Here is a 13,973-nt window from a genome sequence, read left to right on the forward strand (position 1 = left end):
AAAGCGGTACAAGTGACTCAATAGAAAAAGCACGTAGATAAACTACATGCTCTCAATAGCTAATTAAAATTCAGCCTGATCCGGATCAAGTCGACCTTTCACTCCTTCTAGTTTATCCAACTTTGCAACTGCTGTCGGACTAATAGCCAAGCCATCAATTTCCAAATTCGCCTTAATATTTTCTGGACTAGTTGATTTCGGGAGAGGGAGAAAGCCTTTATCTAAAGACCAAGCCAATGCTAACTGGGCAACACTACAACCAGCTTCTTTAGCCAAATCAGCTGCTTCTTGGCTTTGGAAAAGGCTTCCTGTACCAAATGGGCTATAGGCCTCCAAGAGAATGCCTTTGGCTTTGCAGTAAGCAACTAATTCTGACTGAGGAGTTCCTGGAGCTAACATAATCTGATTAGCCATCGGGATAATCTCAGCCGTTTCCAGCAAAGCTTCTAGATGGTGTTCCATAAAGTTAGAAACTCCAATTACTTTCACTTTTCCAGCACGATAGAGCTCTTCTAATGCCTTCCAAACCTGGGCATTCCGTTTTTTCCATCCAATCGTCTCACGACTAGCCTTTGGATTTGGCCAATGAATCAGTAACAAATCCAGATAATCCACCTGAAGTTTTTGCATGGATTCTTCTACTGAAGCAAGGGTATCTTCATAGCCAATCTTATCATTCCAAACCTTAGTTGTTAAAAAAATGTCCTCACGAGCTAGACCACTATCAGCTATAGCCCGACCAACACTAGCTTCATTGCCATAAATTTGAGCAGTATCAATATGGCGATAACCAGCTTCCAATGCATAAGAAACCGCATCGTACGCTACTTCACCATCAGGTATCTGCCAAGTTCCAAAACCAATTTTAGGAACAGTTACACCATTTGAAAACGTATATCTTGTCATAAAAGACCTCCTATTTCTTCTATCCCCAGTATAAACTAAATTGTCAATCAATACAAAATAATGCGACTTAAAAATAAAAGACACCCGAAAGTGTCTGCTCACATTTATTGTATACTTACTTTTCAAAATTTATTTTCTTGGATAGTTTATCGATAACAACAGCTCCAACTAATAGAGAAAGCAATTCTCCTGCTGCTGTTGTCAACCAAGTTAGAAAGAATGGTAAATCGTATAAGACTTTTAATTCTAAAGCAATCGTAAACATAGTTGCCGCAAAAAAGAATGAGAAATAAAAGAAAGCCTTGTTAAATAATCCACCGAATAGATAGTCCTTCTTGTATTTTTCAAACAGAATAACTCCCAAGGTAACGAAGATTAATGTCGAGAATCCCCCCACAAAGAGGTCAATCACGCCAAAACCAATCAAGTTGGAAATCATGCAGCCAATGGTCACAGCGATAATATACTTACGATTATAAAAAGCCAAGAAATTGAGCATTTCAGACAAACGAAACTGAACAGCCCCGAAGGAAATAGCATTCAATGGCGGTGTCAAGGTAAGAGCGACATAAATCGCCGCAACAAGAGCAATTTCTGCCATATCTCTGGCAGTCCATTTAGATGTATTCATAAAATTCTCCTTTAGCGAAAAAGCTTAAAATATGCTTGGGTAAAGTGAGCAAGCCCCAAGGGTCATTGAATTTGTCAACAACGTTGATTAGTATAGCATATTTTTCCTAAAAATGATAGACTAGTCCTATGAAAAAACTATTTTATCAACTCATCAATAACGAAGTTATTCTCTATTTGATTGCAGGTGTGGCAGCAACTCTTGTTTATATGATTACCCGCATGGGACTCTTTCTGTTCATCCCATCCATTCTGCTAGTAACTCTTTTAGCCAATGCAGTAGCTATCCTCTTTGCCTTTTGGACAAATGATCGCTTTGTATTTAAGCAAGTAAGGGAAGGCTGGTTCCAACGCCTCATCAAATTCACTACCGCTCGAATTGTCACTCTTGTTTTGGATATGGCTTTAGCCTATATACTCGTAGCTGCCTATCCACAATTGATTGGACAATTTGTACATAACAACATCAACCTGGTCAATGCCATTGCGACACTTTTCTCGCAAGTCTTAGTTATTGTCCTAAACTACGTTTTAAGTAAATTATTTGTATTTAAAGATAAGAAATGAGGTGGGAATTCTCCCACCTCATTCTTTATCTATCGCTGTAAATCTTGCCTTGAGCCTATTCAAGATAGAAACAATATCCCCATCTCTGGCATGAAACTCTTCTACCTGCATACTTTGAACCGTAGCATTAATCATTGCACCAACGATGAGTACCTGAGCCATAAAAATGAACCAAAGCATAAAAACAAGAAAGACGACAGCTGTTACTATTCTAAAATCCAGCAACTTATTGGCATAATTATCAACATAAATCGAAAATAACTTTCCAATAGAAGTCATCGTCAACAGAACAAACAAGGTTCCTGGAAAAACATATCGAACTTTCTTTATCCGAACATTTGGCAAAAAGAAATAAAGCATAACCAAGGCGGCAAACAGAGCCATTAAACCTACTAACTGTGTTTGACTAAGAAGTCCCTTCAGCCAGGCATCTTCAATAGGAACCAGCTTATTAATATAAGAAAAAACTGCCTGCCCGAAAGTCAAAAGCGTAATACTTAAGAGGATAATTACCTGCAGACCAATTCCTAAAAATATGCCAATCAAGTGCCCAATAATAAAATCACGGTGTTCATTGATGCCATAAGCCTTATTAAAGGCCTTCTGCAAAATGGTCATACTACGTGACAGGGTCCAAAGAGTGGTCAGAATTGAAATCCCTAACCATGATGACGACGGCTTTGTTAATACAGAAGTGATAAAAGATGAAACCGAAGGATAGAGCTTGTCTGGCACAAATTCAGCTACAACCGATAAAATCATATCCACATCAAATGGATAATATGGCAGTAAATTCGCAAGAGTTAGAAGAATAGGGAAAATAGAAATTAACAAATAGTAAGCTACCGCAACACTTGTTACATCGCTATCAGCAGAACGATAAAAAGAAAAGAAGGTTGAGCAGAATGTTTTCAAACCTTCAACTATTTTGGTTTTCTTCATTCTCTCCTCCTTCCTCATTCACCTATTTTTCACGACCACTCCGAGAATTAATAGGTCCCTTCTTCACCTTGACTCGTCAAAATGACTGGACCATCCTTAGTAATAACAAACTGATGCTCATATTGGCAAGATAAGCCACCATCAAGTGTTTTGTGAGCCCAACCAGTCTTCATATCCGTATCAATTTCCCAAGTCCCTGTATTAATCATAGGCTCGATAGTCAAAACCATACCCTCACGCAAACGGAGTCCACGCCCTTTAGTTCCATAGTGAGGAACCATTGGCTCTTCATGGAAAGTTGGTCCAACGCCGTGACCCACCAAGTCACGAACAACACCGTAGCCCAAACCTTCTGCATATTCTTGAATGGCTGCACCAATATCACCGATACGATTACCAACAACGGCTTGCTCGATACCACGATACAAACACTCCTTGGTCACATCCATCAAGTTTTGAACTTCCTCAGAGACCTGACCAACCGCATAAGCCCAGCAGGAATCCGCACAACCACCACGATAGGTCTGGGTGATTTTCTTCATAGCCTTAACATCATTAAAGTTGAGCTTAGAAACATCAACTACTGCTTTATCCAAAGGCTCACTCAAAACCATATCGACCTTTAGTAAATCACCTTCTTTAAGTTTGTAATGACGCGGAAAGGCATGAGCGACCTCGTCATTTAATCCACAACAAGTTGCATAAGGATAATCCATCAATTCTCCATCAACACCAATTTGGAGTGGCAAAACATTCTTTTCCTTACACGTTTTACGGACATATTCCTCTACTTCCCACATGTCCACGCCTGGCTTGATAATCTCTCGCAAACCAATATGAATACCAGCCAGAACATCTCCAGCACGGTTCATTGCATCAATTTCTCGTTGTGATTTAATGGTAATCATTCATTCTCCTCATACATTTCTAAACTAAATTCAGCCCTCTTCAAACTAAATTTTAGATAATTTCTTGTTTTATGGCTATAGCGGTCACTTCCACGATACTGCGCAACCTGTACCAAACCAGCTTTTTTCGCCACCATCTGACTGGCCACATTTTCCTCATGAGTGACAATAACCAGCTCCCTCAGACCAAACTCATAAAAAGCTAGATAGACTAAAGTCCGCACTGCTTCCGTCATCAAACCTCTTCTCCAGTAGTCTTTTTTTAGGAAATAGCTGAGCTCCGCAGAAAGTTGACGTTCATCTACCTTTTCAAAGCAAAGCGCACCAATCATCCTCTCCGAATGCTTATCAACTAAAGCCCAGTTTCCCAATGGTGAACGCATAAATTTTTCAACCATTGTCGAAAAAGCAATATTTCTGTCCTCCAAAGCTGGAAAGATAAAAGGAAGATTTTCAGGATTTGATACAATTTCATAGAAACTTTCTCCATCTTCAAAAGAAAATGGTCGTAAATACAAACGGTCCGTTTCAAAGCAAGCAAACTTCGCTAGTCTTGTCCAAAGTGTCATAGTGTACCCAAGGGGCTGAGAATTACTCCCAGCCCCAGATTGTTTCGTTTTTTTAATCGATTACGTTTTGAGAAAATAGCTCTCAATTAGACTCTCTAATCCTCAATCAATTGAATATCTGCACCTAATTCTGTTAGCTTATCAATAATATTTGAGTAACCACGTAGAATAAACTCAATGTTTGTAATTTCTGTACGCCCTTGAGCCATTAAACCAGCGATAACCATTGCGGCTCCCGCACGCAAATCAGTAGCTTTAACAGATGTACCAGTCAGTTGATTTGGACCTTCAAAGGCAATATGGTTGTTACGAGTAGAGATTTTTGCTCCAAGATTTGCAAGCTCCTGCACATGACCAACACGTTTTTCATAAATCGTATCAACAATCGTACCAGTACCTTCTGCCTTAAGCAGTAAAGGTGTAATGGGTTGCTGCAAGTCTGTCGCAAAACCTGGATAAGGTGAAGTTTTCACACTTACCGCCTTCAATTTCTCTTGCTTTTCAACAAAAATACTATCTTCAGAAATGGTCATGCGAACACCCATTTCTTCCAACTTAGCGATATAACTCTCTAAGTGTTCATAAAGGACATTATCAATGCGAATACCTTCACCAACAGCAGCAGCAAGGGCAATATAAGTCCCTGCTTCAATACGGTCTGGAATCACTTGATGACGTGTTCCTTTTAGACTGTCTACACCATCAATAGTGATAATATCTGTACCAGCACCACGGATACGTGCCCCCATATTGTTAAGCAAAGTTGCCACATCAATAATTTCCGGTTCACGCGCCGCATTTTCAATAACTGTACGGCCTTCTGCTTTGACAGCTGCTAAGATAGTATTAATTGTCGCACCGACGCTGACAACATCCATGAAGATATGTGCCCCTTGAATACGCTGACCATTAGTTGCCAAGCGCATATAGTCACCTTCATAGGTTGTCTCAGCTCCCATTGCCGCAAATGCTTTCAAGTGCAAATCAATCGGACGCGGCCCCAAATCACAACCACCTGGCAAGCCAACAACAGCTTGACCAAAGCGACCAAGGAGGGAACCGTAAAAATAGTAGGATGCACGCAAGCTATTAATTTTGCCAAACGGCATAGGCATGTCTTTTACACCACGAGGGTCAATCTCCAAGGTTTCACCATCACGCTTGACCGTCGCGCCCATTGTTTCCATAATATCAACTAAGCTATCTACATCCGAGATTGCAGGTACTCCGTCCAGAGTAACAATCCCATCTGCAAGAATAATGGCCGGAATAAGAGCAACAACTGAGTTTTTTGCACCACTAACGGTAACCGAGCCTTTCAGTGTTTTTCCACCATTAATTACAATTTTTCTCATACTAACATTCACTTTCTTAATTTGCCTAAAAAGGCATACGTTTCATTCTATCATAAAGTCTTGGAAAAAGCTAGTTATATAGCAGGCAAAAGGACCGAGCCAATGAACTCAGTCCTTTATATTTATATACTATTAGTGAATCTCTCTTCATCATTTATGAAAAATTCTCTGAATTTGCTCCCTTTCATCCACGAGATACAGCTCCAGCTCTTCTCTCGTTAAATAAGGTACTCGCCCATAGAAGATATGGTCAATGACTTGAGCACCGTTGCTGTTGAAAAGCCATTCTGAGGTCAGTTTTTTCATCGCTTGATCAATCGGTGTCAGGCTTCCATCTGCATTTTGTGGCTGCCCTGTTGGCATAAAGAAAATAGCTTTCTTAGTGGAAAATAATTTACGTGGTTCATCAGATTCAAAACTGTAAGCAAAGCCATGTTGAAATACACGGTCTACGTAACCTTTCATAATAGCAGGCATTCCATTCCACCAACTTGGAAATATATAGACTAGTAAGTCACTTTCTGCAATCAAATCCATTTCAACTTGAACATCTGCTGGAAAAACAGTTGCCTGACGTACAAATTTACCATCCTCAATATGAATGGTATCTTCTCCACGTAACACGGGATCGAATCCTATTTCGTATAAATCTCGTATGACGACTTCTGCTCCATTTTCCAGCAGAGCTTCCGCCACTCTATCAACCAAAGCATGTGTAAAGCTTTCTTTTCTAGGATGTGCAAAGACAATTAACGCTTTCACAAACTTCTCACTAAATGGACAACTATTTCATTACAAAACAGCAGTTTTCAAGGCTTCCACCTTGTCCAATTTCTCCCATGGGAGATCAATATCGGTACGTCCCATGTGTCCATAGGCTGCAGTTTGTTTATAAATCGGACGTTTGAGATCTAACATTTGAATAATACCAGCTGGGCGCAAATCGAAAATCTGACGAACAGCTGCTTCTAATTTGCTTTCCGCTACTGTGCTCGTACCAAAGGTATCGATGCGAACTGAAACTGGGTGAGCAACACCGATAGCGTAAGCCAATTGAACTTCCGCCTTTTTAGCCAAACCAGCTGCGACGATATTTTTTGCGATGTAGCGTGCCGCATAAGATGCAGAACGGTCCACTTTGGTCGCATCCTTACCAGAGAAGGCACCGCCACCATGACGAGAATAACCACCATAGGTATCAACGATGATCTTACGACCTGTCAAACCAGAGTCCCCTTGAGGTCCACCAATAACAAAGCGACCAGTTGGGTTGATAAAGTAGTTGGTTTGATCATCCAAATATTGAGCTGGAATGATTTCCTTGATCACACGTTCAATGACATCCTGACGAATTTGCTCCTGGCTAACTTCTGGATCATGCTGGGTCGAAATAACGACAGTATCCACACGAACAGGTTGATTGTCTTCATCGTATTCAACGGTTACTTGTGACTTAGCATCTGGACGGAGATAAGCAATTTCACCAGATTTTCTCAACTCGGCCAAACGACGCACCAATTTGTGGCTCAGTGAAATTGGCAACGGCATAAGTTCAGGCGTTTCATCTACTGCAAAACCAAACATGAGCCCCTGGTCACCTGCACCAATCAAATCCAATGGATCTTGACTAGCATCTTGACGAGTTTCCAAAGCTTCATTGACGCCTTGGGCAATATCTGGCGATTGCTCTACAAGTGACGGATGAACCCCAACCGACTCAGCTGAAAAACCATACTCACCTTTTGTATAGCCAATCTCCGCAATCGTATCACGTACCACACGGTTAATATCCACATAGGCAGTGGTTGAAATCTCTCCAAAGACATGAACACTACCTGTATAAACAGCCGTCTCTGCCGCTACGTGCGCATCTGGATCCTCTGCTAAAATAGCGTCCAAAATAGCATCTGAAATCTGGTCTGCAATCTTATCCGGATGACCCTCCGAAACAGATTCAGACGTAAACAACTTACGTTCTGACATAAAAATGTCCCCCTTAAAATAGAATATATGCTAGAAACCTAGCGGGTTACTAAGGTTACAAAGAACTAGTCAAAGACTAGTTCTTTGCGAAAGACTCCTGTCTTGAACAAAGGAAAATTTCCAGATACTCAACGAGAAAGACAATACCAGACTGTATGAAATCAGCCTTATTTGAAGAAAATGGTGACTGAAGTGTAGTAAAGTTTTTACGCTTACTATGCAATGTTACCAGTTTCTTTAATTGTGTTTCAAGTGTTTCTGCAAATATTAACTAGTCTATAAACTACCTTTTCGGGACTTAATAACGTTTCTAGTATAGCATAGATTGACCGACTATCCTAGCATTTTCTTAAAAATAAAGAGGAGGCTGGGTAAAAAGCCCAGCACCTCTTCTCAAAGTTAGTGTCAACATCTCAGCGCAGTGGTTGATTGGGTTTAACAGTCCAGTGGACTGTTAAAGGTAGGAGATAAGATTTGCGAAGCAAATCTCAGCAATTCGTGTTTTACACTCAAAATCTGACCACTACGACTGATGCGAACAGAGTTCGCTTCATTTCCAACCTCACAAGGTTCACTGAACCTTGTGAGCTGTGCGGGGGTGGGAGTAAAATAGTCCAGTGGACTATTTTAGCCCGAACCTAAATGTTTGGAAGTGAGGGGAACTCTTCTATGAATGGTCGAGTTCTTTCCCACTCCCACTCTTCTACAAAATCATTAGATAAATTCGGCATCTGCAATTGCCTGTTTAACCGTTTCCAGCGGCAAATGAACCAACTCACAGCCCTTTTCTTTATACAAGTACTGAGCATAGTCATCCATGCGGTATTGATTGATATAGACAACCCGCTTACAACCAACCTGTAACAATTGCTTGGAGCAGTTGAGACATGGGAAATGGGTCACATAGGCAGTAAAACCTTTTGGAATTCCCCGTTCCGCTCCTTGTAAAATAGCATTGACTTCCGCATGCAAGGTTCTAGCGCAATGACCATCAATCATAAGGCATTCCTGATCCAAACAATGTTCGGTTCCTGAAACAGAACCATTGTAGCCTGTTGCGATAACCTTATTGTCCTTAACCAAAACCGCACCGACCTTGGCTCTCTTACAGGTTGCCCGATTGGCAATCAAAAGCGCCTGAGCCGCAAAATACTCATCCCAAGCTAAACGATTTGTTGACATGATTTCTCCTTTATATATTTTTTATAAATCACTGCTCACGACCAACTATTTGTACTTTTAAAAATGATAAAAAGTTGATTCATTGAATGAATACCTTGGATGCATAAACACTTGACTATGTGAACCAAGTAACTGTAAGGTATTCAATGATTTAATAAACTTTAATTTTTCATTTCCAATTCCCAGTATGAAATTGTCGAAATGTTTACAATTGTCATTCTGAGGCAATAGCTCAAGCAAAACCCTACTTGTCAAAGGATAATAAATAATTGTATCCCTCCTTCCAATCCCAACATCTTCTCGATTAATTGAATTGGTAGTAAAGTTATACATTATCGCAGGATTATCGCTAGTCACAAATGGAACTTCGGAATTATTGACGTAAAATAACCATGTTCTATTCTCAATATACTTTGCTAATCTATCCAACATATCATGCTGAGCAATCAACTCTATCGTAATATCTTTTATTAAATTCTTACGCTCTCTTTTTAAATCCTCTAATACCTCTATATTTTTAGAAATAAACTCCATAGGCATTAGTTGTATCAACTCCCTAATTGTTTCATCAAAAATCACTTCTCCGTTTTGAAATCTTCCTTTCAAAAATTTTGGTACTCTGATTATTTGAAATACAATCATCATTGCTAAAGAAAACTTCTGACTTGGATTTAACACGTTCTCGTTCGAATTAGAAAGCATAATGCTAGAAATTATATTTGTTAGCTCATTGCCGTATAAGGGCTCAATGTGTGTTGCAAAATGCTCTTCCCAATATTTTGTATTTTCTTTATTGGTTACGTCATAGTAATTTTTTTCGAAAGCAACATTTTTGACCGCACAATTAAACTGTCTATTATTTTCTTTTTGATAGACAGATATATTTGCTCCACTATTGTTGACATTCTTTTGTGCAAATTTTTTTAAATATGCTTGAGGAACTATGTGTTGTCTAACTCTATGCTTTTCCATCCACTCAATCTTCCTTAAAAAGTTTTATGATGAAATTCTGTTTTTTACTTGATTAGCTCATTCCAACTAAATCCCATTTTTTATCAGTGGATAAATCAAAAGATTCTGTTCAGCGAATGGATATTTCGCCTGTTATTTAGAAAAAATGCAAGACCACCTTCATAACAAATCATATATTTAATAATCACGTTTGTATCTTTCATCTATTCTCTTTTCAAACCGATACCCCTTGATTTCTAGCAAATCAAGCCGTGATTGAATCTTTTTAATAACAGAGGCTTCATAATCTTCAATTCTATTTGACCTATCAACACTATACTTTTTAAGCCAAAGAGTATATTTCTTATCAGCTGGCCTATAATCAAAAACATTATATTCCATGCCATTAAATATAATCCCTTGGAATATCCAGAAAGAAATAAACTCGTGATCACTCATTTCATCAATAACATACCAAACATTGTCTTCCCATTCGGAAAAATTATTCCAGAGATTTTTGCTAGATAAGTAAGTTAGCAAATAGAAATCCCTACGTTTTAGTGTTTTGATTGAGTCCTTATCAATGGATAGATTATCAAATATTTCTCCTAGCTCCTTGAATGAAAAAATATAATGTTTTTCCAAAAAATATAGTTTTTCTGAAAAATCTAATTTCTTATCATCCAATAAAGTATTCCAAAAATCAATAATATTCGCAATAACCTCTTTGCTATATGGTTTATTTCGATCATATTTTGGAATCTTATCATTAAAATATTCTTGAATAATATAATCCATTATTCGACTAGAGGTGTACTTAAGTGAAAGTTGAATAACTAACGATAGTAACTTCTCTTTTATATCAACTTTTAGATACTTGTATTCAGATGAAAGATACTGATAAAAATCTGTACTACTATTTGAGTAAGCTAATTCCCTAGATAATTGTTCTTCTGATTCATTTAATATCCTATCTAGTTCTGTCTTTTTCCTATTTGAAGGCGACTCATAAAGAAAATATCCCTCTCTATTCATCTTAAAACTTACTGGATATTTGTTTGTGTTATCATGTTGTAGACGAGACAGAAGGTTGGGAATTTCCTCTCCTTTAGTAAATAACTCACCAAAATCTGACGAATTGCTTTTATTTTCAAGAATCGGCTCATTATTGAGTAACTTCCTATAGTATTCAATATAGAAAAGATAGGAATAAATGACTAATAATTGTTCCTCTACCTGAACATGCCCAAGTTTTCCTCGGGAAAAAAATTCTTGGTTAACATAGTCATTGAAATGCTCTCTATCCCTTAGACTTCTCTTTTCTACCTTTACTCTGTTTTTGAAACTATCAGAAATTTCAGTGGCAAATCTTTGTTCTAACTTTATAAAATAATCGTCCCAAATCTGTTCAGATTGAAGCACAAATGGCAACTCTACCCTCCTATCAATAACTTTTGATAGAAAATTATCTTTTACACTATAAATTTTCTCGATATCACCAACAAAGACTATAGGTAATCTCCCTCTTAACAAGGAGAATAATCTATATGCTTCCTCCTGTTGTGAGGGCGTTAAACGGTCAAAGTCGTCAATCACTAGAACTTTATTTTTTAAGCACAAATTAGCCAATAACCAAGAATAAACTATTTCTGTCTTTATCGCTACTAATTGCACCGCCGCAACTACTAGGGAAATAAACCCAACAGGGAGTATCCATATGGGGTGTAGAAATTTACTTAATCCTAGATTTACTGTGTTGGTCATTAAAATAGAGATGATTACAAAAAGAAAACTGAATAGTAATGTTCCCCAGTATAAAACAGGGTGTAAACTGGCATAAGCAACTTCAACAAGACTTCTTTTGTCAGTATTTCTCCATAAATCAATAGTAACGAACTTCTTTTTTGATTGCGACTCTGTTGATTCTAAAAACGTTGTTTTTCCTGACCCCCACGAACCATTCAAAAAGTATGTTTTATTTTCATCCAAAAGTCTATTAAAATTTTCTGCTGCAACGGAGGTATCAATCTCTTCTAAAGTGATAAAAGTTTGTTTTTCCATATTTTTTCCCAAAAAATATTTATATTGTGACAATGTAGAATTGGGACTCCTAAATATCTTTTATTTACGAGTTTCACAACATATTCAATTCTTTTTCAACACAGTAATACACCTTGATAATGGATTAACAAGAACTATTGCTTCAATCCACCATCCCATAAATCTCTGCCAAGTCCTGGGCTGTGACAATACCAACAAGATCCTCTGGCGAATGAAGCTTCCCGCTCGCCTGACGACTGACTAGGACGGTTGTGCGCTTACGTCCCTCAAAATAATTAATTACCTGATAAAGATGGGCTGTTATTGGCAGAACAATTACCTGAATACTATCTTCCTCACAAGCTAGTACGTCTTCAAGACTAGCCTCCACCAATTTTTCACGTATAGACCCCGTTTCCTTACTTGCCTTGGCCAACCAATTTGTCAATCCCTTGTCAGAAACCAGACCTTGATAAACCTTGTCAGAAAAAATAGGAAACTTAGAAAAATGCTCTTGCTCCACAATTTCTAAAGCATTTATCAATTTGTCCTTGGCCTCAAAAATAACCGGCTTAATTTTCTGGGTCTTTTGCAAATAGTCAGCAATGGTAACCGGTTCTTGGTACTGGGCTATCACTTTTTCCAAAACAGTGATCAATTCCTGCGAAGGTTGGGCTACTTCCTTCAAACCTGTTCGTTTCTCATGAACCATGAGATTACGCAACTGACGAGCCACATAGAGTTTATCCCAGTTCGCCTCAACGGGATTATGTCGCGTCAATTCCTTTGCCTTGGTCAACATAGAGCCTACATCTGCATATTCTCCATCCGCAACACCGCACACCTTGCGCAAGACCTTATCCAAGTCATTGAATAACTCTAAAAAACGGGTTTCATTCATCTTAATCTACCATTGCTGATTTCAAATAGGCATCTACCATCCGCTCAGTCGCAACTACAGAATCCAAATGGGTCCGTTCATAAGAATGGCTAGATTCAATACCAGCACCCAGTAGGGCATGCTTAACATCTGCACCTGCTCGCATAGCTGCCGAAGCATCGGAACCATAGTAAGGATAAATATCCAGCTTGTAAGGAATTCCATCTCTTTCAGCCAAGGCTATCAAGTGCTGACGGAGTTCATAATGGTAGGGACCTGAACCGTCCTTGACACAGATAGAAACCGTGTACTCATCCGTCTGCTGATCATCTCCCATTGCCCCCATATCGACTGCCAAATATTCAACCACCTGAGCAGGAATGCTGGAGTTAGCACCGTAGCCGATTTCCTCATTGTTTGAAAAATAGAAATGTGTCGTATAAGGCAAGATCGCTCCCTCTTCCTTATAGACTTTCAAAAGATGAAGCAAGATAGCTGCGGATACCTTATCATCCAAGTGACGACTCTTGATAAAGCCAGTTTCAGTCACAACAGTCCGAGGATCAAATGATATAAAATCTCCGACTTCAACACCCAAGGCCCGCGTCTCGTCCGCATTGGTCACTTTTTCGTCCAAACGAATTTCCATATTGGTCTGATTGCGCTCAGCGGTACTGGCATCTCGGTAGACATGGACAGAGGTCTGGTGCATAAGAATGGTACCTGTGAAGGTCTTACCATTCTTGGCACAATGAATCAAGCAGTTTTCTCCCTCAATAGAAGGGTATCCAAATCCTCCCACCAAATCCATTTTGAGTCGGCCATCTGGCTTCACTGCACGCACCATGGCCCCCAGTGTGTCCAGGTGAGCAGTCACCATGCGGTGTTCCTGGTCATTTTCCCCCGGAACTGTCACCAAAACACCACCTTTAGCGGTCTTACTAGCAGCATAGCCGAAACTTTCAACCTCTGCCTTGATGTAATTCATAATATCCGTCGTAAAACCAGTTGGCGACGGAGTGTTGGTCAATTTAACAATGTAATCAAGTGTCTTCATGAA

General features: G+C 39.1%; 14 protein-coding genes and 1 riboswitch. Of the genes, 1 reads left to right on the plus strand and 13 read right to left on the minus strand.

Annotated elements, in window-relative coordinates; translation table 11 throughout:
• Nucleotides 1-63: 63 nt before the first annotated feature.
• Nucleotides 64-906 (minus strand): aldo/keto reductase, encoded by an 843-nt coding sequence (locus K5Q22_RS05020; protein ID WP_205013794.1) that lies wholly within the window; start codon nucleotides 904-906, stop codon nucleotides 64-66.
• Nucleotides 907-1,021: 115 nt separating this feature from the next.
• The gene (locus K5Q22_RS05025; protein WP_012027540.1) at nucleotides 1,022-1,537 is read right to left on the minus strand and encodes a QueT transporter family protein; all 516 of its coding nucleotides are present in this window, start codon (nucleotides 1,535-1,537) and stop codon (nucleotides 1,022-1,024) included.
• Nucleotides 1,535-1,637, minus strand: a riboswitch (PreQ1 riboswitch). (Overlaps the previous gene by 3 nt.)
• Nucleotides 1,638-1,665: 28 nt before the next feature.
• Between K5Q22_RS05025 and K5Q22_RS05030 the strand changes: the two genes are divergently transcribed.
• On the plus strand, nucleotides 1,666-2,103 hold the full coding sequence (locus K5Q22_RS05030; RefSeq protein WP_024384996.1) for a GtrA family protein: 438 nt from the start codon (nucleotides 1,666-1,668) through the stop codon (nucleotides 2,101-2,103).
• 18 nt (nucleotides 2,104-2,121) lie between these two features.
• Here K5Q22_RS05030 and K5Q22_RS05035 read toward each other — a convergent pair whose 3' ends face one another.
• The 11 genes from K5Q22_RS05035 to K5Q22_RS05085 form a co-directional block, all read right to left on the minus strand.
• A complete protein-coding gene (locus tag K5Q22_RS05035) occupies nucleotides 2,122-3,045 on the minus strand; it encodes a YihY/virulence factor BrkB family protein (RefSeq protein ID WP_024382833.1) in 924 nt (307 codons plus the stop codon).
• A gap of 47 nt (nucleotides 3,046-3,092) precedes the next feature.
• Nucleotides 3,093-3,953 carry a methionyl aminopeptidase gene (locus K5Q22_RS05040; protein WP_002936813.1) on the minus strand — a complete coding sequence of 287 codons (861 nt, stop codon included), beginning with the start codon at nucleotides 3,951-3,953 and terminating at the stop codon, nucleotides 3,093-3,095.
• Nucleotides 3,950-4,522, minus strand: coding sequence for a GNAT family N-acetyltransferase (locus tag K5Q22_RS05045; RefSeq protein WP_136628117.1), 573 nt, complete (start codon nucleotides 4,520-4,522; stop codon nucleotides 3,950-3,952). Before K5Q22_RS05045 ends, K5Q22_RS05040 begins: the two co-directional genes overlap by 4 nt.
• Before the next feature lie 95 nt (nucleotides 4,523-4,617).
• Nucleotides 4,618-5,877 carry a UDP-N-acetylglucosamine 1-carboxyvinyltransferase gene (locus tag K5Q22_RS05050; protein WP_024393754.1) on the minus strand — a complete coding sequence of 420 codons (1,260 nt, stop codon included), beginning with the start codon at nucleotides 5,875-5,877 and terminating at the stop codon, nucleotides 4,618-4,620.
• 150 nt (nucleotides 5,878-6,027) lie between these two features.
• Nucleotides 6,028-6,639, minus strand: coding sequence for an NAD(P)H-dependent oxidoreductase (locus K5Q22_RS05055; protein ID WP_205013793.1), 612 nt, complete (start codon nucleotides 6,637-6,639; stop codon nucleotides 6,028-6,030).
• Between the two features lie 30 nt (nucleotides 6,640-6,669).
• Nucleotides 6,670-7,860 (minus strand): methionine adenosyltransferase, encoded by a 1,191-nt coding sequence (metK, locus tag K5Q22_RS05060; protein WP_024385002.1) that lies wholly within the window; start codon nucleotides 7,858-7,860, stop codon nucleotides 6,670-6,672.
• A 714-nt stretch (nucleotides 7,861-8,574) separates the two neighbouring features.
• Entirely contained in the window at nucleotides 8,575-9,042 is a 468-nt protein-coding gene (locus K5Q22_RS05065) for a cytidine/deoxycytidylate deaminase family protein (protein ID WP_205013792.1), read from the minus strand.
• 57 nt (nucleotides 9,043-9,099) lie between these two features.
• Complete coding sequence (locus K5Q22_RS05070; protein WP_105126179.1) at nucleotides 9,100-10,014, minus strand: DUF4238 domain-containing protein; 915 nt, start codon at nucleotides 10,012-10,014, stop codon at nucleotides 9,100-9,102.
• 177 nt (nucleotides 10,015-10,191) lie between these two features.
• Nucleotides 10,192-12,054 (minus strand): P-loop NTPase fold protein, encoded by a 1,863-nt coding sequence (locus tag K5Q22_RS05075; protein WP_205013791.1) that lies wholly within the window; start codon nucleotides 12,052-12,054, stop codon nucleotides 10,192-10,194.
• A gap of 142 nt (nucleotides 12,055-12,196) precedes the next feature.
• Complete coding sequence (locus tag K5Q22_RS05080) at nucleotides 12,197-12,934, minus strand: hypothetical protein (protein WP_205013789.1); 738 nt, start codon at nucleotides 12,932-12,934, stop codon at nucleotides 12,197-12,199.
• Between the two features lies 1 nt (nucleotide 12,935).
• Nucleotides 12,936-13,970, minus strand: coding sequence for a M42 family metallopeptidase (locus tag K5Q22_RS05085; RefSeq protein WP_105134437.1), 1,035 nt, complete (start codon nucleotides 13,968-13,970; stop codon nucleotides 12,936-12,938).
• Nucleotides 13,971-13,973 lie beyond the last annotated feature (3 nt).

This window comes from Streptococcus sp. 2018162 (assembly GCF_019754175.1).
Lineage (GTDB): Bacteria > Bacillota > Bacilli > Lactobacillales > Streptococcaceae > Streptococcus > Streptococcus hashimotonensis.